The 21,913-nt window shown below is 65.2% G+C and carries 16 protein-coding genes, 2 tRNA genes and 1 pseudogene; 4 read left to right on the forward strand and 15 right to left on the reverse strand.

Annotated features, from left to right (window positions below):
- Positions 1 to 34: 34 nt before the first annotated feature.
- The 5 genes from K0F86_RS13125 to K0F86_RS13145 all read right to left on the reverse strand — a co-directional run bounded on the left by K0F86_RS13125 (position 35) and on the right by K0F86_RS13145 (position 8,094).
- Positions 35 to 1,828 carry an NAD(P)/FAD-dependent oxidoreductase gene (locus K0F86_RS13125; RefSeq protein WP_219134791.1) on the reverse strand — a complete coding sequence of 598 codons (1,794 nt, stop codon included), beginning with the start codon at positions 1,826 to 1,828 and terminating at the stop codon, positions 35 to 37.
- Positions 1,829 to 1,911: 83 nt separating this feature from the next.
- Entirely contained in the window at positions 1,912 to 3,567 is a 1,656-nt protein-coding gene (locus K0F86_RS13130) for a hypothetical protein (protein WP_219134792.1), read from the reverse strand.
- 288 nt (positions 3,568 to 3,855) lie between these two features.
- Positions 3,856 to 4,575, reverse strand: a complete 720-nt coding sequence (locus tag K0F86_RS13135; RefSeq protein WP_219134793.1) for an aspartate/glutamate racemase family protein — start codon at positions 4,573 to 4,575, stop codon at positions 3,856 to 3,858.
- Entirely contained in the window at positions 4,572 to 5,777 is a 1,206-nt protein-coding gene (locus K0F86_RS13140) for a DUF917 domain-containing protein (protein WP_219134794.1), read from the reverse strand. The genes K0F86_RS13135 and K0F86_RS13140 overlap by 4 nt, the downstream gene beginning before the upstream one ends.
- Positions 5,767 to 8,094: a sigma-54 dependent transcriptional regulator gene (locus K0F86_RS13145; protein ID WP_219134795.1), complete on the reverse strand. Its 2,328-nt coding sequence runs from the start codon at positions 8,092 to 8,094 to the stop codon at positions 5,767 to 5,769. Before K0F86_RS13145 ends, K0F86_RS13140 begins: the two co-directional genes overlap by 11 nt.
- Before the next feature lie 344 nt (positions 8,095 to 8,438).
- Here K0F86_RS13145 and K0F86_RS27525 point away from each other — a divergent pair.
- Positions 8,439 to 8,576: pseudogene (locus tag K0F86_RS27525) on the forward strand (IS4 family transposase); the annotation flags it as partial.
- Between the two features lie 29 nt (positions 8,577 to 8,605).
- On the opposite strand, the gene K0F86_RS13150 reads toward K0F86_RS27525, so the two are convergent.
- From K0F86_RS13150 to K0F86_RS13160, 3 genes are all read right to left on the reverse strand, one after another.
- Positions 8,606 to 11,107: a TonB-dependent receptor gene (locus K0F86_RS13150; RefSeq protein ID WP_219134796.1), complete on the reverse strand. Its 2,502-nt coding sequence runs from the start codon at positions 11,105 to 11,107 to the stop codon at positions 8,606 to 8,608.
- 102 nt (positions 11,108 to 11,209) lie between these two features.
- On the reverse strand, positions 11,210 to 12,214 hold the full coding sequence (locus tag K0F86_RS13155; RefSeq protein WP_219134797.1) for a FecR domain-containing protein: 1,005 nt from the start codon (positions 12,212 to 12,214) through the stop codon (positions 11,210 to 11,212).
- A 1-nt stretch (position 12,215) separates the two neighbouring features.
- A complete protein-coding gene (locus K0F86_RS13160) occupies positions 12,216 to 12,734 on the reverse strand; it encodes a sigma-70 family RNA polymerase sigma factor (protein WP_219134798.1) in 519 nt (172 codons plus the stop codon).
- A 320-nt stretch (positions 12,735 to 13,054) separates the two neighbouring features.
- Between K0F86_RS13160 and K0F86_RS13165 the strand changes: the two genes are divergently transcribed.
- Positions 13,055 to 13,615 carry a hypothetical protein gene (locus tag K0F86_RS13165; protein ID WP_219134799.1) on the forward strand — a complete coding sequence of 187 codons (561 nt, stop codon included), beginning with the start codon at positions 13,055 to 13,057 and terminating at the stop codon, positions 13,613 to 13,615.
- Between the two features lie 77 nt (positions 13,616 to 13,692).
- On the opposite strand, the gene K0F86_RS13170 is transcribed toward K0F86_RS13165, so the two are convergent.
- Positions 13,693 to 13,769, reverse strand: a tRNA-Met gene (locus K0F86_RS13170).
- Positions 13,770 to 13,884: 115 nt separating this feature from the next.
- Complete coding sequence (locus K0F86_RS13175) at positions 13,885 to 14,736, reverse strand: LysR family transcriptional regulator (RefSeq protein ID WP_219134800.1); 852 nt, start codon at positions 14,734 to 14,736, stop codon at positions 13,885 to 13,887.
- 110 nt (positions 14,737 to 14,846) lie between these two features.
- On the opposite strand from K0F86_RS13175, the gene K0F86_RS13180 reads away from it, so the two are divergent.
- The gene (locus tag K0F86_RS13180; RefSeq protein ID WP_219134801.1) at positions 14,847 to 15,239 is read left to right on the forward strand and encodes a tautomerase family protein; all 393 of its coding nucleotides are present in this window, start codon (positions 14,847 to 14,849) and stop codon (positions 15,237 to 15,239) included.
- 59 nt (positions 15,240 to 15,298) lie between these two features.
- Here the strand turns inward: K0F86_RS13180 and K0F86_RS13185 are convergent.
- The 4 genes from K0F86_RS13185 to K0F86_RS13200 all read right to left on the reverse strand — a co-directional run bounded on the left by K0F86_RS13185 (position 15,299) and on the right by K0F86_RS13200 (position 17,789).
- Positions 15,299 to 15,375, reverse strand: a tRNA-Met gene (locus tag K0F86_RS13185).
- 56 nt (positions 15,376 to 15,431) lie between these two features.
- Entirely contained in the window at positions 15,432 to 16,610 is a 1,179-nt protein-coding gene (locus K0F86_RS13190) for a class I SAM-dependent methyltransferase (RefSeq protein WP_219134802.1), read from the reverse strand.
- Positions 16,611 to 16,669: 59 nt separating this feature from the next.
- Positions 16,670 to 17,518, reverse strand: coding sequence for a hypothetical protein (locus tag K0F86_RS13195; protein ID WP_219134803.1), 849 nt, complete (start codon positions 17,516 to 17,518; stop codon positions 16,670 to 16,672).
- A gap of 61 nt (positions 17,519 to 17,579) precedes the next feature.
- The gene (locus K0F86_RS13200) at positions 17,580 to 17,789 is read right to left on the reverse strand and encodes a hypothetical protein (protein WP_099759861.1); all 210 of its coding nucleotides are present in this window, start codon (positions 17,787 to 17,789) and stop codon (positions 17,580 to 17,582) included.
- 178 nt (positions 17,790 to 17,967) lie between these two features.
- On the opposite strand from K0F86_RS13200, the gene K0F86_RS13205 reads away from it, so the two are divergent.
- Complete coding sequence (locus K0F86_RS13205; RefSeq protein ID WP_167389643.1) at positions 17,968 to 18,135, forward strand: hypothetical protein; 168 nt, start codon at positions 17,968 to 17,970, stop codon at positions 18,133 to 18,135.
- Here the strand turns inward: K0F86_RS13205 and K0F86_RS13210 are convergent.
- Positions 18,132 to 21,899: an AAA family ATPase gene (locus K0F86_RS13210; RefSeq protein ID WP_219134804.1), complete on the reverse strand. Its 3,768-nt coding sequence runs from the start codon at positions 21,897 to 21,899 to the stop codon at positions 18,132 to 18,134. The genes K0F86_RS13205 and K0F86_RS13210 overlap by 4 nt on opposite strands.
- Positions 21,900 to 21,913: the final 14 nt, after the last annotated feature.

The raw sequence follows: 21,913 nt of genomic DNA on the forward strand, positions 1-21,913 counted from the left end.
TGCTCCTGGAAAAAGGCTGAAAAATCAGTTGGGTTCAGGCCGCTGCCTGGTCGGAAAATACCTCGCGTGCCAAGGCGGCGATGCCCTCGTCGCCGAAATACGGAATCATGGTCGGCAAGACCAGCCCGCCGCCCAGCGCATCGCGCAAGCGGTGCATCAGCTGGCGGTTCAGCAAGCCTTCCTGGAGCGTCAGTTCCCATACGCTGCGGAAGGCCGAATCGTAGGCGCCGGCGATCCAGTAATGCACCATGTCCAGATGCTCGCCGGCGAAGTGGACGTTGCCCACCGGCTGGCGCGCGGCCAGGAACTTGCGCGTGAACTGGCCCGGCGCGAAGAATTCAAAGCCGCCGCCGGCCAGCGGTTCCTGGTTCCAGGTCACCGCCGCGCCATGGCCCAGATACTGCTCGCGCGCCACTTCGCCGTGCAGCGTGACCAGATGGCGCAGGCAGGTATCGAACATCTCTTGTTCCGAGAGGTGGGAAAACTTGTCGGCGTCGTTCTGCCAGCAATAGCTGGCCAGCAGGTAGGCCGGGCCAGGTTCGCCGATGCCGAACGACGGGTAGACCACGCTGCGCACCGGCAGGTCGGTATTGCTCTGGCCGCCCGCCATGTGCGTGCTGTAGGGGCCTGTGCTTTCCCAAAAGCGGCTCTTGAAACCGAGCGCGACCTTGACTGCATTGGTCATTTTGAGCGTGCGGATGGCGTCGTACTTGCTGGCTGGCCAGTTGGCCGGCGTGTCGATGAAGCGCAGCGCGCTGAATGGCAACGTCATGATGACGTGATCGAACTCGGCTTCCTGTGCCAGCGCGCCGTCGCCATGGCGGTAATGCAGCACCGGCTTGCCGTCGCGCTCTTCCAGGCGGAATACCTTGGCGCCCATCTGCACGCGTTCGGCCGGGATGCGTTTGACCATCTCCTGCGTGACGCGGTCGGTGCCGCCGTCCATGGCCGACCAGTTTTTCTCTTCAAACGAGAAATTATCGAGCAGCATTTCTGTGAACGCCAGGTCATACACGCCGGTGTAGCTGAGCACGGTTTCCATGTAATCGACGATGGCTGCCGGATACGGCCGCTGGCCATCGCCTATCTCTTGCAGATAGCTGCGCCCCGAATAGGTATCGAAACGCAGCATGCGTTCCCAGGCCGCATCGATCTGGCCGTCGTCAAGCAGCTCCATGAAAGGCGCCAGCGCGGCCGTCAGCAGCGCTTGCGCGGGTTTCAAGCGGCCCTGCTTATCCTTGAAGTAAGCGAACTCGCCGCTGTCGAAGGCGGCGTCAAAGCCGAGCAGCGTATTGTCCTTGGCGACCGCGTTGCGCGTCACCGGCGGACGGCCGTTGAAGCACATCAGGTTGCCGGCATCCTGCGCCTGGTTTTGGTCGAAGAGCACATAGGGAATGCGCTCGATCGGCGCGCCGCCCGGCACGCTGTCGGCGGTCGCGTTGAGGTAGTCCCAGAAATTGAACAGGCGGCTCTGCATCCAGGTGTGCGGGAAACGCATCGCGCCCAGCTCGGCGTACTGGTGCGGCTTGTCGTTGAAGTAATGGGTTTTTACCCGGCCGCCCATGCGTTCGCCGGACGCTTCAAAGATGCGGTAGCCGATGCCTAGTTCTTCCAGCAACAACGCGGCGTACATGCCGGCCTGGCCGCCGCCGACGATGCCGACACGCAGCTCGCTTGCTGGCCGCGAGGCCCGGGCGGCGGCCAGCAGATGCTTGTGCGCACCCGCATGGGCCTGCTCCTGCTGCTGGATGTGTTTGTCCATGGCTTCGAATAACTGTTTCCGGTACTGTTTTTTCAACTCCTGGGACTGCGCTTCTGCTGCTGGCATGACGTTCTCCAAGTCCCGGCCGTCGCCGGGATGCTCAATATGGAATTTCCGTCCGTCGGCGGAAATTGGCGCCGGCACCGGTGTCAAACGGTGCCTTGCGCCAGCAAGGATTTGCCGATCGGCCAGGCATGGGCGCGCTGACGCGCGGCGGCGCTGTGGAAGGCGCGCGGACTGACGCCGCGCACCGCGCTGTGCTGGCGCGACAAGGTATACGCGGCTGGGCCGACTGCCTGGCAGGCGGCCCAGCCGGGCGCGGCCATCAGGCCGAAGCATTCGGCGTGCAGCGTTTCCATGGACAGGCCGGTAACGCCGGCAGCCCAGGCGATGAAATCGGTGTAGGTCGTTTCGCCGTCGTGGATGCGGGCGTCGCCCAGCGCGCGCACATAGCGCAGCAGGCGCCGGATGTAGGTCTCCAGCTGAGCGCACAGCACGCCCTCGGCCTGGGCTTCCGGCGTGGCGCCATACAGGGCCAGGTAGGCCGATTGCACCGGGGTGGGCGCGGCCACGGCCAGCAGCGTGCGGGCGGCGTCCCAGTAGTCGAACTCCAGGCAGAAGGCCATGCCTTCGCAAAGGGGTTCGGCCAGCGCCGTGTCCAGGCCGGCCAGTGGCGACGCGGCATCGTCGTCTGGCGCCGGGGCCGGCCGGCCGCGTGCCGCCGCGCCGGCCCACGCGTTGATCATGCTGAGCAGGGACAGGCGCTGTTGCGCCGCCGGGCAGCGCCGGCCGCCGCACCGCGCGCCGGCATCAGGATCACGCGCCAGCAGGTAGCACGCGCCATAGTCTTCGCAAGCGCGCGCCACGCGCGCCGCCCAGTCGCCGCAATCGACTTCGTAATGGATGCAGACGCGCAGCCACACCGCTTGCAGGTCATCGGCGCCGCTGGCGAAGGGCAGGGCGGCGATTTGCCGGGCGACCTTCCGCGCCAGCGGAACCTCCCGCTCCAGCCAGGCTTGCGCCAGCGCGGCGATTTGTTGCGGGCTTTCCTGTATCTGGTAGCGAGATTGCAGGCAGTCCGGAAAACCGGGCGTGCGCTGCGGTCCGGCGATGGCGTCACCGGTCCGCAACAGCGGCCAGTATTCGGCGAAGGCGCCGGAAGCGAGGCCCTCGATCTCGAACAGCATCCGGTACTCGCGCAGCGCGGCGAGGATGGCGTTGACCTTGCCGCCGAACTCAGGCCATGACTGTTGCAACAACAGTAACGCGCCACGCAGCTGGATCGCGGCGTCCAGGCATTCGCGCCGCGTCAGCAGGGAAAAATCGTGCCCCCACCAGCGCAGCGTTTCAAAATTGACGAGGTCGTGCGCCGCATCCAGATACGCATCCATGCAGCACGCCTGCCGGTCATCGGCGAGGAACACGCGGTTCAGGCCGTCGGCGGCGGCGCGCACGCCACCCATGGCGGCGGCGGACGGTCCGGCGCCGCTGGGATGCGGTAAGGCCAGTTGCGATTGGAGCGCGCTGAGCAAGGCGTCGGCGGTAGCGCGCAGCCGGGAGTCGGCCACCTGCGGCAATTGCTGACGCAGCGCATGGATACGGTAGCGCATCTCCTTGACGTTGTGCACGGTCGGTTTGAACAGCGTCGACAGTACAGGCTGCCGGCCGCACAGGTAGCCGGCAACGGGATTGATCTCGGCCCATAGCGTGACGATGGATGCGGTCGTATCGTTGTGTCGTGTGCTTTCCAGGATAACCTCGCTGTCAGATGGGCCAAGGCCTCCGCGACGATGGGGCGGAGACAAGGACATCTACAGCAAGCGGCGTGCCAGGCCAGACTGGCATGCCGTTCAGAGGGGGAGCGCAGGCGGGGCGGAAAACGCGTGGACGGATTCGTCCATTGCGGCGCGCAATGGTGGACGAATCCGGGAGGCTAAGTAACCCCCAATAAATTATTGTGATTTCTGACTTCCATAACCGGCGCTGTGCGGTGTTGCCCGCAGCTAGCAGTGCTCGCACTGCGTCGCTGCAGGCGCCTTGCACAGCATCCGGTTCTGTTCGTCATAAATTCACAATAATTTCCTGAGGATTACTTAGCTACCGTACTTGCTATAACAGGCGCGGCTTGGACGAATTCCCATGCGCACCAGCGATACCAGGAAGCTGAAGCCGGCCTGATTCGGGTCGATCACCGGTACGTAAAAACCCAGCGCCGCCTGCAGCCGGGCCGTGACCTGGGCAGCCACGCCAACAAAACCGGTGCAGCCAAGCAGGATGGACTGGGCGCCGTCCTGCTGCACCGCCTTGATCGCCGCTTCCAGCGTCCGCTCGACCACCACGTCCAGGTCATGCAGTTCGGCGACCTTGACGTCAATCGAATGGATGGAGGCGAACGAATCGTTCAGGCCGTAGGTCGGCACGTGGCCGCGCTGCATCGCCAGCGTGCTCGGCAGGATGGTGATGATGGAAAAGCGCTCGCTCAGCGCCAGCGCGGTAAAAGCCGAGGTGGGAAACCCGCCGATGATGGGGATGTTGATGGCTTCGCGCGCCGCCTCCACGCCGCACATGTCAAAGTCGCTGAGCCAGATGCCGTCGTAGCCGTCGTTTTCGATCTGGATGGCTGCCTCGACGACCGGATAGCCATTGTGCAGCAAATCGATGCGGCTCTGAATGCAGTCATGCCCGGCTGTCAGGTTGCGTACCGAGACCGTCACATCGGGCGGTATGACAGGCTCCACCGCCTGCAGCAACAGATCGTTGTACAGACTGGTATTGACCGGCGCCAGGATACAGATGCGTAAGCGCTTGCTCATTGCGCGCTCCCTTCTTCAGCCAGCGGCAGATACGGCCCCAGATAACCGAGCTGCGCCACTTGCGCCATGAAGCTGTCCAGGATCAGGCCGCCAGGTTCGCGCAAGGGCGCCGCCGCCGCAATGCCGATTACGCTGAGCGGACGCCCCTCGAGCTGCGGATTGAGCGTGCCGTCAGCCTGCAACAGATCGCCGTTGGTAAACACCTGCTGTCCCGCGCCATCGGCAAAATAGGCCAGGCTGTCCGGCGCCATGCCGATCGGCAGGCCTTTGCTGCTGTCCCAGGCCAGCAGCGATTCGTTCTGATACACCACCGTGCACTGCGCGCCGTCGGTATCAATGCTGACCTTGCCCACGTCAAAGCCGCCGGCCGTCTCCTCCTTGATGGAGACGATGCGTCCCGGCCCGAACACGACGCGCGCGGCCAGGCCGAACTTCTCTTGCAGGCAGCGGACCAGCGCGGAGGCATTGTCCAGTTCGCCTTGTCGCAGCAAGCGGCCCAACTGTAATGCACGGCTCAGCGTGCCGCGTATCGGCAGCGCCTGCGCCAGCTCGGACGGCCCCATGATCCACATGGCCAGGCCGCCGAACTGCTTGAACTCCTGCACGGAGACAATCGGCCGCAGCATCTGTTCAATGATGGCCGCGACATCCTGCTGATGCCCGGTGGAGCCATTTTCGTTGCCGCGCGGCGTGACATCGAGTTCCACTTGCAAGCCGTCCTGGCTGACCAGCATGGTCGGCCGCGGATTGATGCCAGCCGCCGCGAACGTCAGCATGGGCAGCGATGGCACGGCGCGGCCGGCGCCGTCAGCGTCGATCACGGCCAGGCCGAAGTGGGCCGCCACCAGACAGGCCACCGTAAAACCAAGCGCACCGCTTTCGGGGGGCACGATATAGGCGAGCTTGCGGCCGTTCTTTTCCAGATGAGCCTTGATCTGTTCCACCGCCCTGACCGGCCCTTCAGGATAGGTGACCTGGTTGATGGCCACCGGCGCGCCCAGGTAAGCGACCATCACGGCCTCGCCTTCGGTCGCCTCTTCCACTGTGACCACGCGGATGCGCTGTTCCGGATAATATGGTCCCGGCACAAAGTTCTGCGCCAGGTGGCGCGCCGACGTCAGCGTGCCGCCGCCGCCGCTGCCAAAAAAACAGCCGCCTTGCAGCAGCGCTTCCAGATCGGATTGCTTCAATTCAAATGCCATGCTGGACCTCCCCAAGAGGTGAAACACAGAGATCCCGGTGCTTGAGCTGCTCCATCAGCTGCAATGCGCGCGTCAACGCCGGGTACGGAACGACACTTTGTATATCGGTAATGTTTTTATCGAGCACGGCGATGGCCTGGCCGCGGCGGCCGTCCTGCAACAGCAGTTCAGCAAGATGGGTCGCGGCGCGGATGCGTCCCGGCACCGAGCCCAGCGCCTGAGCGGTCGACAGCGCGTTGCGCAAGCTGTCTTCGGCGCTGTCCAGATCGCCCAGCATGTGCTTGGCCAGGCCGCCCACACACATCAGTTCGCTCAGATAAGCGCGTTCGTGGTGGGACTGGGCGATGTCCAGCGCCTGTTCGATCAGCGCGGCGCTGTCGGCGGCACGGCCCGCGGCCAGCAGCGCATCGGCCCGTTTCCAGGCCTGGAAGGAGTGAAACAGTGCGCCGCCCTGTTCGACGAAACAGGAGGCATAGGCGTCGCGCATGTGCTGCTCGGCCTGCAACGGATTGCCCAGCGCCGCCATGTGGCAGCCGCAGAATATCTCGCCCACGCCCCGGTAGAAGCTGAACTCGTGCTGATGCGCCAGCCGCGCCAGTTCGCTCGACAGCGGACCCAGCGCTGGCATGTCTTCGAACAGGCAGGTCAGCCACGCGGCGCCTTGCAATGCGATGGCCCGGTCAAACGGGCTGGACTCAAATAGGGTGCAGCGCAGGGTCAGCTGTTCGCGCATGTGCTGGGCCCGCGCCAGCGCGCCGGTCTGGAAGGCGGCAAGGCCGGCAAAGGTCATGGCCAGGCCGACCAGATCGATGCCCTGTACGCTGCGGCGTTCGGTAGGCTCGGCATCGAGCAGCTTGCTCAACGTCAGGCAGGCCAGGGTTTCATCGCTGTCGCCCAGCCAGAACAGGGTGTTGGCCAGCGCAAATTGCGCCTCCGCATGAATTGCCGGATGCCCGGTTGTGTGCGCCAGTTTGAGCATGTCCTGCGCGGTGGCGCGCGCGGCGGACAGCTGCATCATCATCAGTTGCACGCTCCAGATGCCGAACATCAGCGAGTTCAGCTCGACCGAATCGACCACGCCCTGGCCGGCCCGTAGCGCCGACTCATGCTCGGCCTGTGCCTGCGGGCTGTGCCAGCCGTAAATGCCGCGATAGGACACGGCCAGCATGCGGTGCAGTTCAAACCGCAGCTTGCGGCTGGCCTCGGGCGCGCCGCCGCTTTCCAGCAAGGTCAGGCCGCGGCGCAGCGTGGCGGTCGCCTCCCGGAACTCGCCCCGCTCCAACATGCGCCTGCCGGCCAGCAGGCATTCATCGACACCTGTACGGCTTCTGTCGCGCGCCAGCAGGCGCCGTTCGATGACCTTGCGGTTCACGCCCAGCATGGTGGCGGCGGCCGTCTTGCTACCGCCGCTCAGGCTAAGCGCGCGGTCGATCAGCAAGCGTTCAAGCAGCGCCATCTTGTCTGGTGCGGCCAGGTACAGGACGGCGTCGATCAATGCCTCGGGCGGCAATGTCGGGGCATTGGCGGGTCCGAGAAACGCCTCGAGGATGTCCAGGCTGATCTCGCTTTCGTCGCTGAGCACGGCGATGCGGCTGACCAGATTGCGCAGTTCGCGCACGTTGCCGGGCCAGGATCGCAGCTTCAGCCGTTCCAGTGCCTCGACACTGAAGCGTGGCGGTGTCAGCTCGCGTATCGCAAAATGGCGCACCAGCGCCGGAATGTCTTCCTTGCGTTGATCCAGGCCGGGCACTTCGATGGTGAACACCGCCAGGCGATAGTACAGGTCCTCCCGGAACCGGCCACTGTTGACCATGGCTTCAAGATTGCGGTGCGTGGCCGCCACGATGCGGCCGGTGAACGGGCGCGGTTCTTGTGCGCCCAGAGGCCGGAAAGTTCGCGTTTCGAGCACACGCAACAGCTTGGCCTGCAGCGCCAGTGGGAATTCGCCTATTTCGTCGAGAAACAAGGTGCCCTGCGCCGCCATTTCGAAGTATCCGGGCCGGTCCGCGGCGGCCCCGGTAAATGCCCCGCGGGTGTAGCCGAACAGTTCGGATTCCACCAATTGCTCGGGAATGGCGCCGCAATTGACGTCGACAAAGCGCGCCCCGGTGTGGCGACCGCTTTGATGTACCAGCTGTGCAACGACTTCCTTGCCGGCTCCGGTAGGGCCGGTGATGAGCAGGGTATGGTCGGTCGGGGCTATGCGGGCAATCAGTTGCAGAACTTTCTGGAAGGCGGCCGAATTCCCGATTGCGCGAGTGGACGGCTCGGCAATGGGCACGACGGAGAATCGCCCAGGTTCCGGGTGCGCAGTCATGATGGCTGCGGGAGAGGATTATTGGCTAAGGCATTTGCAATCCAAAGAATCATAAAAGTTGTATAAATATTTATAATCAAATAATCGTGTGGGCATATTGGAAGCTAAAGTTACATTAATGTTTTCAAAAAAGACTCATCAATTGTCACAGTCTCAGTGTTGTTGTTATCTTGCTACGCATTCATGCGGGTCTTGATGCGATTGCAGGCTTGCAGTCAAGAATATTCAATATAGTTGGGAAAGTTTGGGCGCGCGATGGCCGCCGGCATCGGAGGGGGAGTCCGAAGTTAGGGAGATAAGCTGTTCGTTTGCCCGCATATACACAAGTCCGCTCCAGCCAGGGATTGTGCTTGCAAGATACTACCGAACTGGATTTCAACGGTCAGCAGGCATTCGGCTTGGGGCCGTTAAGCCATGCAGCCCAGCGCGGGATGTGCCTGCACCCGACCTACGTGGTGCCGCCAGATCGCCAACCGCCGGGCAACGTCAGAGTTGTGTATGACGAGGTGCTTTAGAATTGATACCGCACGCTCAACGCCACCTTGCGCGCCGGGCCATGCATGCCCGAGTACCACCAGTCCGACACGGAAGCCGTGTACTGCTTGTCGAACAGGTTGGCCACGTTGACGGTGGCAGAGAGCTTGTCGTTGACGTCGTAGCGCGCCATCAGGCTGGCCACCGAGTACGCCTTCTGTTCCCAGTGCAGGGTACTCTTGATCTGCCACGCCTCGATGTCGGAATACACGCGGCTTTGCCAGTTCATGCCGCCGCCCACCGTCAGGCGATGCAGCTCGCCGGGCAGCCGATAAGTGGTCCACAGCTTCACCAGGTGGCGCGGGAAGGTGGTCTGGATCGCCTTGCCGGCATTGTTTTCCGTCTGGCTGTACGACCACGAGGCCGACACATTCCAGCTTGGCGTGAGGGCGCCCGTCGCTTCCAGGTCGAGGCCCTTGGTATCGGCGCCCTTGATGGTGCGGAACGCCGGATCGTTGGAGCCGGGCAGGGTGTGGCCCGGATCCGTTTCAGCCAGGTTTTTCTGGCGGATCAGATACAGCGCGGCGGACGTGTTCAGGCGGCCATCGAACCAGCCGCTCTTGATGCCGGCCTCATAGGTCTTGCCTTCGCGCGGCGCCAGCAGCTTGCCGTAGCGGTCTTGCGAGGCTTGCGGCTGGTAGATGGTGGAGTAGCTGGCGTAGGCGCTGTGCGTGGCGTCGATGTCGTACACCAGGCCGCCGTACGGCGTGAAGACGCGGCTGTCCGAGGCTGGCGACGCGCTGAAAAATTGCGCGGCAGGCGCGTCCGCGATGTAATTCTCGCTGTAGCGCAGCACCTTGGCGCCGGCGATCAGTTTCAGGCGCTCGGAGAGGTTGAAGCGGCTGGCCGCGTAGGCGCTGGCCTGGCGGCGCGTGCTGTCGTAGGTGACGAAGGTATCGCCAAACACGGGCGTTGCCATGCGATTCCAGCGGTACAGGTTGACGGGCTGGCCCTGGATGTGCGTGTCGCGGCGGCCATCCGTCGTGCTTTGAAATTCGTTGTAGTCCATGCCCAGCACCAGTTCGTGCTGGCGGCCGAACGCGTTGAACGGTCCGCGCACGTTGACGTCCACGCTGTTGACCTGGAGCTGGTAATCGCGGTAGTCGGCGCTCATGCGCAGGCCATCGCCCGTGGCCTGATCGGGAAAGGCGCTACTCACGTTGATGAACACGGAGCGCTCTTCCTGCGACGACTGCACGCGGCTGGCCGAGATTTTCAGTTTCCAGTCGTTTGCCAGCGCGTGTTCCAGGGTGGCGAAAAGGTCGGTCGAATTGCTGCCGAAGCGATTCGACGCGGCCGCCGGGCTGAAGGAGCGGGGCAGGTCCGTCATGGCGCCATTGCTGTAGAACAGGGGAAAGCCCAGGTAGGACAGCGAACCTTTCGAGCGCTTGCGCTGGTGCGTGATGCCGGCCGTCAGCTTCGTGTCGCGTGACAGGTCCGCCTCGATCACGCCATACACGACTTTTTTGTCGTGGCTGTAGTCCTTGATGATGCCGTCGGTTTCTTCATACACAGTCACCAGGCGGCCGCGCAGGCTGCCCGCCTCGTTCAGCGGGCCGGCGACGTCGGCCACGCCGCGCCGTTCATTGCGGGAAGCCAGTTCGCCCTCGACGGAGGCCTGGAACTGCGCCGTCGGCTTCTTGCGCACCATGTTGATGGCGCCCGAGGCATCGCCCGCGCCCGTCATCAGGCCCGAGGCGCCGCGCAGCACTTCGATGCGGTCGTACAGCGCCATGTCGGCCAGGCTTTGCGACGGTATCGCATTGAGGCCCAGGTTTTCCGAATGCGTGCTGACGCCATCGAGCTGGTAGTTGGTAATCGCATAGCCGCGCGAAGTAAAGCCGGAGCGTTCGCTGCCCAGCGAGAACAGGGTGATGCCCGGCGTTTGCGCCATGACCTGCGCGATGGTGTTCAGGCCCTGGTCCTGCATGCGCTGCTGCGTGATGACGCTGACCGACTGCGGCGTTTCCCTGATCGACAGGCCCAGCGGCGTGGCCGTGGAAACCGGCAGTGCGGAGACATACGCGCCCGTGCCTTCGGTGGCATCCTGCTGCGCCTTGACCGACACTTCCGGCATCATGGCGATGGCGTCCGCGCCGGATTCCACCTGCGCCTGGGCCGGGCGCAGCACATAGCTGCCGTTGGCGCTGCGCTCGGCCTTCAGGCCCGTGCCGCGCAGCACGCCGTTCAGGGCCGCCAGCACCTCGTGGCGGCCCGTGAGGCCCGCCGAGGTCTTGCCGCGCGTCTGTTCCGGCGTGAAGCTGAGGATGACCCGGGACTGGCTGGCGACCTGGCGCAGCGCCGCCGCCAGGTCGCCGGCCGGCACCTGGAAGTCGAGAGTGGCCGCGGCAGCAGCCGCGCTTTCCTGGGCCAGGGCTGGCGCCTGGGCGTTCAGCAACAGGGCCGAACCGATGCAGATGAGTTGGATAGCGTACGCCATGCGCTTGATGCGCGGCTTGGAATGAATGGCAGGAGACATGGTTACCTTGTGGTGTAGTCGTCAAAAAGAACGTTGCCTACACAGGTCACGCGAGAAACGAAATCGGGTAAGGTTTTTTTGCGGTGGACTCACAATAAATGTTTAATGCGGCCGGCGCGCTTCCACCTGCACCCAGTAGCGCGTGCGCAGGCGCACGTTGACGGGCAGGGAGTCGGGCAGCGACAGCAGCACGGCGTCCAGGTCGGCCAGCGGGAAGACGCCGGAGATGCGCAGGCCGGCGACGGCGTCGTCGCAGCCCAGCAAGCCGTGGCGGTAGCGGCTCAATTCATGCAGGAAGTCGCGCAGCGGCATCGCGTCGGCCAGCAGCAAGCCCTGGCGCCAGGCCCAGATGTCGGGCGAGACGGCGTGCGCGGGCAAGAGCTGTCGCGCCGTCATGCCGCCGCCCTGGCCCGCATGGATCACGCGGTTGCCATCGCCATGGCGCGGCATCAGCCGCACGGCGCCTTCCTCGACGGCGACCACGGTGCTGCCCTCGGCCTGGCGCACCGAGTAGCGCGTGCCCAGCGCCTGTGCGTAGCCATGCGCGGTTTCGACGAGGAAGGGGCGGTAGGGCCGGCCTGTTTCGCGGGCGGTGGCGATGAATGCCTCCCCTTGCACCAGTTGCAGCAGCCGTTGCGTGCCGCTGAAGCGGATGTTCACGGCGCTGCCGCTGTTCAGGTGCAAACGGCTGCCGTCGGGCAGGCTCAGCTCGCGGCGCTCGCCCACGCCGGTCGACAGGTCGGCCAGCGCGGCGCGGGCCATGTCGGGCGCATATTCCGGGCGCGCGCCGAACCAGCCCGTGAGGCCGATGCTCGATACCCACGCCAGCAGTTGCAGGCTGTTGCGGCGCGAGATCGGCGAGGCAGGACGCCGTGCCAGCGCCGTGCGGCACGCCTGCGCATCGAGTTCGCGCAAGCCGCCGCTGGCGCTTTCGATGTGTTTCCACGCCCGTTCATGGTCGGGGTGTGCCTGGCGCCACTCTTGCCAGGCTGTCTTTTCCGCCGGCGTGGTGACGCCGCTCATCAGGGTGCTCAGCCATTCGGCCGCCTGCATGGCGATGGCCAGGTCGATGGGCTGGCCCAGTGCATGGACGGTGGCGGTGCGCATGTCAGGACGCGGCAAAATCGGGCACGGCAAAAAAGCACAGCAGATTGGCCTTGCTCAGGTATTTTTTGACGGAATGCGTGGTGGTGCCCAGTTCGGCGGCGATCTCGGCGTAGCTCATGCCGTCCAGGTGGGCCAGCAGGAAGGCCGCCCTGGCCTTGGCGGACAGCTGGTCCAGCGCGCGGTCGATCCGTTGCAGCGATTCGAGCAGGATGGACATCGCTTCCGGCGAGGGCGCGCAGGCTTGCGGCTGATGCCGCAGGGCGTCGAGGTAGGCCCGTTCCAGTTCTTCGCGCCGGCAGTGATTGGCCAGCAGGCGCCTGGCGATGGTGGCCAGGAAGGGGCGCGGCTGCGCGATCCCTGCACTGCTGCGTGCAAGGAAAATCTTGAGGAAGGTATCCTGCGCCAGGTCGCCCGCCAGCCCCGTGTCGTACAGGCGACGCTTCAGCCAGTGCAGCAGCCAGGAATGGTGCTCGGCATACAGGGCCTGGAAGTCGGACGGCGGGGACGGGGCGGACGGCATGCGGACAGGGTGTCTTAATCTAAATGAGAATTGTTCTCATAATAGCGCAGCGGCGCACGCCAGGCAATCAGGAAAACGCGGCGTTGCTGAAATGCGACTGTGCGCGCGGGCCGCACGCGGTGGTGGCTTTGCGCCTGCGCACGGCAGATGTAAAAGTTTCCTTGGCGCAAGCTTTCATGTGAGAAAATGCGGCTTGTCGATGTGGTGCGGAGCGCAAAATGATGTGGATGGTTGGCGGTGTCCTGGTTCTTTTGGTCGCCAGATTTTTATGGTTGGCCTTTTTTCATCGGGTCAATGCGATGTCGCGCCAGGCGGAACTGATGAACTGGCTCGACATCGGCCGCGTGTCGAATGCCGATGGCGGCAAGGATATTTTGTTGGCGAGAAATGAGCGCGGCGCCCGGATCGACTGGCGCACGGGCGAGGTCTGGTTGATGAATCCCAAGGTGGAGGAGCCGTTTGCCGACTTTCTCGCCGTCGAGCGCTGGCTGACGTTGCGTGACATGCCGATGGTGGACAAGCCGGCGCATGCCGCTCCCGCGCCAGCGGAGCCGGAACCGGCGCCTGAGCCCGGCCCCGTGCGCGACACCTTGCCGGCCTTCCAGCAAAAAGTCGATGCTTGCCTGGCCAAGGCGGAAGGTGGCCAGGAATTGTTGGAAACCAAGCAGGCTTTCGAGGCGGGCAGCGAGCCTTACCTCGAGGCGTCGACGGAATTGAGCAAGACCGCGCTGGAACTCGAAGTGTCGCCGGCCATGGTGGCCACGTTTCATATCAGCGCCTTTGCCGCCCTGGCTGAAACGGCGGGCGCCGACAAGCTGGAACGGGTGGCGGCCAGCCTGCATGCGGCGGCCAGGCAGATCCGGGCCAGCGTCGCCGCGTAAAAGTATTGACAGTATTGACCCGGCCTGGAATGAAAAAACCGCTGCATCCCTTGCAGGAGTCAGCGGTTTTTATGTATTGGTTGCGGGGACAGGATTTGAACCTGTGACCTTCGGGTTATGAGCCCGACGAGCTGCCAGACTGCTCCACCCCGCAGGCGAATTATAGCGGGGTTTGCTGCAATGCGCAATGGCCAGGGGCATTGCGCAGAAAAGGGGGGGCAAGGCAGCGGCACGGCCGCGCCATTGCGGCGCAGGCATCATCGTGTGATTCATGCCGCCGTCGAGCGGATGGCGGCGGCCAGGCGGCGCAGCGAGTCCCGCGTCTGTGGATCGGAGGCATTGGAATACAGCAGCACGTCCAGCGTGGGCAGGGCCGGTAGTCCGAACTTTGGCCCCGCATCCATCGTTCCCGCGGGTGCCACCCGGCACCCCAGCGCCGCAATGGCGAAACCTGCCGCAATGGCGGCGCCGATGGTGGCGATGCCGCCGCCGACGAAAACCTCGGTCCACGCGATGCCGTGCTCCTTGAGCGCGGCGAGTGCAATGCTTCTTACCCGGCAAGACTCGGATTGCGCCGCGAGACGCAGGGGCTCGTCCGGGTGGTATGCGAAGCCGGGGGCGGCCATCCAGCCAAAGCGTTCTTCGAGTATCACGTCGCCACCTTTGCGCAGATGGTCATGCCCCAGCACGATGGCGGCATCGAGCGTGCCGTGATCAAAGCAGGCGAGCACTTCGTGCGATGCGGCGATGCGTAATTCCAGCACCAGATCCGACTCGGCGTCGTGCATCTGTTTCAGCAACAGTGGCAGTTCCGCGCCGACGATGTGGTGGCTGATGCCGATCACCAGCCGCCGCTTGCCGACGCTGAACGCGGCAAGGGCACCTTGATGGGCGGCTACCAGCTTGCGCGCTGCGACCATGAACTGGTGTCCGTCCGCAGACAGGCCCACCAGGCGCGGCGTACGCTCCAGCAAATGCCGGCCGAGCATCTTTTCCAGTCGCTTGATCTTCAGGCTGACGGCCGACTGGGTGGTGTCGAGTGCCTCGGCCGCGCGCGTGAAGCTCTTCAGTTCCGCTGCCAGAACGAAGGCTTGCACGGCCTCGATATCGAGCGTCTTCACGGGCAATCATTTAAAAAACGAATCATTGAAATATGGTGCCATGTGTTTTCATTATGGTCAATAGCGCCTATCGTTAGCTATCTCAATCAACCATCAGGAAGGAGTCACGCATGCCGATGACACGCGTATCCCTGCGGCGGGGCAAGCCCGCCGCCTATCGCCAGGCCATACTCGATGGCCTGTATCTGGCCATGCGCGAAACGTTTGACGTGCCGGACGATGACCGCTTCATGACGATCAGCGAGCACGACGAAGACGATTTCAGCTACGGAAAGTCGTATCTTGGCATCGCGCGCAGCGACGATCTCGTCATGATCCAGATCACGGTCAGCAAGACCCGGACGATAGCGCAGAAAAAGGCGCTCTATGCCCGGATTGCCGAGCGCCTGTCCAGCAGTCCCGGCCTGCGTCCCGAGGACATTTTTATCAACCTCATCGAGGTTGCGCCTGAAAACTGGTCGTTCGGCCATGGCATCGCCCACTACGCGCCGCGCGACGCATAAGCGATGCAGATATGAAAAAACCGCTGCATCCCTTGCAGGAGTCAGCGGTTTTTATGTATTGGTTGCGGGGACAGGATTTGAACCTGTGACCTTCGGGTTATGAGCCCGACGAGCTGCCAGACTGCTCCACCCCGCAGCCGAATTATAGCCGGGTTTGCTGCAATGCGCAATGGCCTGGTTTCAGACCCTCGATTATGCCGCCGCCAGGCGCCACAGCGACGTGACTTCCTTCGAGCGGGCCGCGTGCAGGCTGTCCGTGGCATCCTGCGCGCGCGGGTGCGTGGGTTTCACGTCCAGGCGGTCGACGACCTTCAAGCCTGCCTGCTCTATCCATTCGAGCAATTGCGCGCGCGGCCGCAGGCCCAGGTGCTCGGCCAGGTCCGACAGGATCAGCCAGCCTTCGCCGTTGGCTTCCAGGTGAGCGGCCAGGCCGGCGAGGAAACCGCGCAGCATGCGGCTGTCCGGATCGTAGACGGCGTATTCGATCGGCGAGCTGGGGCGTGCGGGCAGCCACGGTGGATTGCACACGACCAGCGGCGCGCGGCCGGCGGGGAACAGGTCGGCCTGCACCACGTCGACCTTATCGAGCAAATCGAGGCGCGCCAGGTTTTCGCGCGCGCAGGACAGGGCGCGCGGGTCCTGGTCGGTGGCGATGATGCGGGCGACGCCGCGTTGCGCCAGCACGGCGGCCAGCACGCCCGTGCCGGTGCCGATGTCGAAGGCCAGGCTGGCGCGCGCGGGCAGTGGCGCGTCCGCCACCAGGCCCACGTATTCGCCGCGAATCGGCGCGAACACGCCGTAATGCGGGTGGATGCGCTGGCCCAGGGCCGGCAGTTCCACGCCCGTGCGGCGCCATTCGTGCGCGCCGATCAGGCCCAGCAGCTCGCGCAGCGAGGCGACGAACGCTTCTTCGCCACGGCCATACGCTTCATTGCACGCCAGTTTCACGTCCGGCGCGCGGCGCAGCGGGATCGTGTAGTCGGCGTCAAAAGGCAGCAACAGCATGGCCAGGGTGCGGGCGCGCTGCGACTGCGCCTGGCGGTGCAAGTGAAACGCTTGCGTGGCCGATGGTTCCGGTTGCGCCAGTTTGGCGGCCTTGGCCTTTTTGCTCGGTTTGTCGTTCTTGTGGTCGGCGCGCCGCGCCAGCGCCTGCAGCAGCTGGCGCGCGTTCTGGAAGTCGCCGCGCCACAGCATGGCCGTGCCTTCGCAGGCCAGGCGGTAAGCCTGGTCGGCCGTCGTGCGGTCATCGGCGATGACGACGCGCTTGGGTGGCGGCATGCCGCTTTCCGAGCGCCAGCGGGCCGAATGCTCGGCGCCGTTTTCGCTCCAGTGGATCTGCAGATGAACGGTAGGGGAAGAAGTGTCGGACATGGGATTCAATCGATAGAAGGGGGGCGCGCGGCATGGTCGCCTGCGCAGGCCGTCTTCCATTATACGTCGCTGGCCGTGCCGTCAGCGGTGTCCGTGCCATAGGCGAGTGCCAGCGCGCGGGCGCGCGCCTGCTCTTCGGGCGTGGTTTCCACGGCTTTCTTGTCGGCTTTGACCGCCGCGTCCGGCTGCACCAGCTTGAGCAAACGCAGGCTCAGGCTGCCCGCCAGGTCGCCTTCCTTGCCGCTGGCGCTGGCGCCATCGGAGGTGCCCTGGTAGAGATTGCTTTGCAATTGCTGGCCCAGCAGCTTGAACAGGTCGCGCAGATTGCCGGCAAAAGTCGTGGCGGGCAACTCTTTGGCGGGCAGGGCGGCGTCATCGGGTGGCGGAACTTCCTGCGCATCATCTTGCGTTTGCACCAATGCGCCCGCGCTGATGTTCGATTGATATTGCACTTCCAGTTCGAAGTCGAAGGTCTGGCCATCGGCCGTGGTGATCTTGCCCTTGCCGATGAAATGCGCGTTTTCATCGAGGCTGAAGGCGGCAGCGGCGCGGCTGCTGCCGGCGCCCGAAACGCTGGCACTGCCGCTGCTGAAGCTGGAACCGGCTTGCAGGTCGACCGAATCGAAGGCGATGCTAGCGCCGTCGCCGAACAGCTGGCGCGTCATATTGGAAAGGAAATCCTGCGCCACGTCGACGGTGGCGTTGCCCAGCGCGTCGGTCCGTTGCGACAGTCCCTTGGCCGACAGGTCCAGGCCGTTTTTTGACAGGGCCACCACGTCTTGCGCGGTGCGCTGCATCAGGGGCGAGCCGGCCAGCCCCGTGGCGCCGCTGCCCGTGCGGGACGGCTGCTGGCCAGTCAGCGTATTCGCGGCGGGTTGACGGCTGGCAAGGGCGGGAAGCTGGGACATGGCGGTTTCTCAATGAGCGAAGTACCATTATTAACGGCGTTCTACGCCCATTCTTTAACCATTAGTGGTGGTGCGCCCAGTTACCATCCGCCGACTCCAGGTAAGACTTGACGGCATCGGCCTGGCCCGTGGCGTGACGCTTGAGTTCGCCGCATGCGCAAATGCCCTGATACGGCTGGATATGCGAGCAGGCGGAGACTTTTTGCAGGTAGACCTGCATGGATTTGTGACATTTTACGCACTTGAAGGTGAGGCTGCGGGCGGCTTTCATGGGTTTCCTTGAATTGTTGCGGGGCGTAGGCGGTGCCTGCGCGAAGGCGGCGATTTTAACGCACTCCGGCCATCGTTACACGTTGTTGCATCTGCGCCACGCGCACGTCAACTGAATCCGCGCCATGACGTTGAGCGTATATAGGAGGTCGTCTGACCGCCGTTGAAGAGGTAGCACCATGGACAAGCATGACAAGGAAAAGCCTGTACAGCCCGCCAAGGAGCTGGTCAGGAAGTGGCTGAAAGCGGAGCTGGCCCAACGCCGGCCCCCGCCCGACCCCGAGCAGATCCGCCGCGAACTGGGCTGGGATCTGCTCAGGCTGGGCCGCGAACCTGTGCCACGCTAGCGCACCGTCACCACGCTCTTGCCGCCGGAGCCGGGCTGCACGAGGATGCGGGTGGCGATGCGCTCCGTCATTTCCTGGACGTGCGAGATGACGCCCACCTTGCGGCCCATCGCTTGCAGGCCGTCGAGCGCGTCCATGGCCACGCGCAGGGTTTCCGTGTCCAGGCTGCCGAAGCCCTCGTCGATGAACAGCGATTCCACGCGCACCCGGTTCGAGGACAGCGAAGCCAGGCCCAGCGCCAGGGCCAGCGAGACGAGGAACGATTCGCCGCCCGACAGCGAGTGCACGGAGCGCAGCTCGCCGCCCATGTCCTGGTCGCGCACCATCAGGCCCAGCGAGGGATTGTTCGGGTTGTCGATGCGCTCCAGCTGATAGCGGCGCGCCAGGTGGTTCAAATGCGCGTTGGCATAGCCGAGCAGCACTTCCAGGGTGAATTGCTGCGCGTAGTTGCGAAATTTCTTGCCGTCGGCCGAGCCGATCAATTCATTCAGGCTGGCCCAGCGCCGCTCGATGACGGCTTGCGCCTCGATTTGCGCCAGCATCGCTTGCGCGCTGTGGCGCCGCGCGTCGTCTTGCGCGATGGCCAGGCGCAAGCGCGTCGCTTCCTGGTTGGCCGCCTGGCGTTCCAGCAGCAGTGCGTCGAGCGCCGCCTGCAGCGCCGCCACGTCCGTTTCCAGGCCGTCTGGCGGCTGTGCCAGGTGCGCCGCCAGCTGCTGCCGGCGTTCGGCCAGCACGGAGACGGCCGCCGTGTGGCGGTCGGCGAGCACTTGCAGGGCGTCGCGTTCGGCGCGCATGGCGTCCGGCGCGATGGCCAGGCGCGCGCGCAAGGCGTCCATGTCGGCGGGCGCGTGACCAGGGTGGGCAAGCTGGAACTGGCGCAGCCAGTCGTGCAGGGCGGTTGTGGCGCCGTGTTCCTGTTCACGCAAGGCGACCAGGCGCTGCGACAGCTGCGCGCACGCTTCGTCCAGACGCGTGCGCTGCTGGCCGGCCGATTGCGCCGCCGTTTGCTGCCGCGCCAGCAGCTCCCTGGCTGCCGCGACGGCGTCTGCCAGCGCGCGCTCGACCTCGGCCACGCTCTGGCCTTGCCATAGCGCGTTGCGTTCCGCTTGCATTGCCGTGCGCTGCTTGTCGGCGGCGGCAAAGACGGCGTGGGCTTCTTGCGCCGTTTGCTGCGCCTTGCCGGCGGCCAGCTGCGCCGCTTCCAGCTGCGCGGCCAGGGTCGCCAGCGCGTGGCCGCGGTGGTCCTGGTCCGCCTGCTGTTTCAGCCATTGCCGGCTTTCTGTTTCACGCGCCGCGCGGAAGGCGGCCGGGCCGGCGCGCCAGCTGTCTTTCCAGTCCTCGGCGCCGTCTGCGTCGGCAAACGCGGCATCGAGCTGCGCCAGCAAGGCATCGAGCGCGGCGCGCGCCGTCTCGCCTTTGTCGGCGTTGCCCGCTTGCTGCGCCTGCAACTGCGCCAGCCGCGCTTGCGCATCGGCGACGGCGCTGGTGCAGCGCGCGTGCTCGCTGGACGCCAGTTCATGCGCCGCCTGCGCCTGCTCGCGCCGCGCGCCGGCCTGGCGCAGCGCCGCCTCCTGCTGCGCCAGCGCCTGCAAACCGGCCGCATTCGCTGCCAGCTGCCGCGTGAACCAGTCCGTGCGCTGCTTTGCCGGCGGCAATTCCAATGTGTCCGCATGCGGCCGCCACTGCGCATTCAGGCTGTCGATGGCGGGCGGCAGGGCCGCCAGTTCGACATCCGTTTGCGCCTGTTCGCGCGCCGTCGCGGCCAGCGCCGCCTTGTGCGTGGCCAGGCGCTCCAGATTGTCGCGCGCTTGCGTGCGGCAAGCCAGTACCTCATCCTGCAAGCTGGCCAGCATCGCCTGCAAGGCGTGGTTGGTATGGTCGGCGTGGCTGTACGGGTGCTCCAGCGCGCCGCAGACGGGGCAGGGCTGCTCGTCCTGCAAAGTGGCGCGCAGCTGCTCGACGCTGGCCGCGCATGCCGCTTCCGCGCCCTTCAAGGACTTTTCCGCCTGCGCCAGGCGCGCTTCCAGCAGCGGCGTTTGCGCCGCCGCCGCCGCCCATGCCGTACTTTCCGTTTGCGCGGCCTGCGCCAGCTGGGCCGCCCTGGCTTGCCAGTGCGCCAGCGCCTGCTGCTGGCGTGCCAGTTCGCTCCAGGTTTTTTCCGCGCTGGTTAAAACGCGCGCATGGTCTTCCAGCTGGCCACGCTGTTCCTGCAAGGCCTGGCCATCGATGGCTTGCACGAGCGCCAGCGCTTCGCGTCGCTGCGCATCGCGCATGGAAAGCGCGGCAGCGGCGCTGGCCAGCGCCGTTTGCGCCGCCTGCGTGGCGTCCAAGGCCTGACGCACCTGCTGCGCCGATTCGGCCATGCTGGCGTCGGCCGCATCGGCTTGCGCGGCCGCTTGTCCGGCCTGGGCAAACAATTGATCCCACAACTGCCACGCTTGCGCCAGCGCCTGCCACTGATGGTGCGATGCCAGCCACTGGCGGCCCGCTTCCTGTTCCGCCTGCGCGGCGTGCTGGCGCTGTTGCAGTGCCTGCAGCGCGCTGCGCGCCGCCTCGTTGGCCTGGTCAGCAGCCAGGGCGCCATCTTGCGCCTGGCGGTGCGCGGGCAAGTGGGCCGCGATGCCGGCGTCGAGTGCCTTGGCCTGGTCGAGCAGGGGCGCCGCATCGCGCTGCGCCGCTTCCCGGGCCAGCAAGGCCGCTGCCGCCTGCTGCACGGCTTGCGCCAGCTGCGCTTCGCTGGCCACGGCGTGCGCCGCCTGCGCGCGCGACGCTTCCAGCGCGGCGCCGCTGCCGGCGATGTCGCTGGCCAGGCGCGCCACGTCGTCGACCAGGGGCCGCGCCGGCTGCAGCAATTCCCACTGCGCCAGCGCCGCGCGGCGTTCTTCCGCGGCGGCGCGGTCAACGGCGGCGCTATCGAGTGCCTCTTGCGCGGCCGTCGCCTGGGTTTGCAGCTTGTGCGTCTCCTGGTGCCAGCGCTGCTGCAGTTCCAGCACCGCCTTGCGCAGGTCGATCGTTTGCAGGCTGGTCTCGGCCGCCCCGCACAGTGCCTCGGTCTCGCTGCGCTCTTGCGGCGACAAGGGCCGCTGGTCGGCCAGTTTTTCGCCCAGGCGTTCGAGGATCTGCTTTTCCTTTTTTGCCCGCTCGAAGGCGCGCATGGAAATGTCCGTATAGATGCTGCTGCCCGTCAGGGTTTCCAGCAATTCACCCCGTTCATTGTCTTCCGTCTTGAGGAAGGTGGAAAATTCGTTCTGCGCCAGCAGCACGGCGCGCGTAAACTGGTCGAAGGACAGGCCGATGCGTTTTTCGATCTCTTCCTTGACTTCCGTCTTGGTGCCGCCGATGGCTTGCAGCGCGGGCAGCTGGTGCAAGCTCATGGCGGTCGCCTGCAGCGCCCCTTCAGCCCGGGTGCGCGAGCGGCGCACGCTCCAGCGCGCGCGGTAGTGACCGCCGTCGTTGCCGACGAAATCGACTTGCGCGTAGCCGTCCGGCGTGCCGCGGCGCAGCAGGGTGCGCGTATCCTGCGCGTTGACGGTTTCCTTGCCCACGTCGGGCAGGGCGCTGCCCCGGCCCAGCACTTTCAGCAGGCGCGGCGTGGCGTCGTACAGGGCCAGGCACAGGGCGTCGAGCAGGGTGCTCTTGCCCGCGCCTGTGGGGCCGCTGATGGCGAACAGGCCGGAAGACGCCAGCGGCTCCTGCTGGAAGTCGACTTCAAATTCGCCGGCCAGCGAGGCCAGGTTCTTACCGCTGATTTTCAGGATTTTCATGGTTTTTCAGGAGC

The organism is Janthinobacterium sp. UMAB-60, assembly GCF_900095235.1.
Classification (GTDB): Bacteria; Pseudomonadota; Gammaproteobacteria; order Burkholderiales; family Burkholderiaceae_D; genus Janthinobacterium.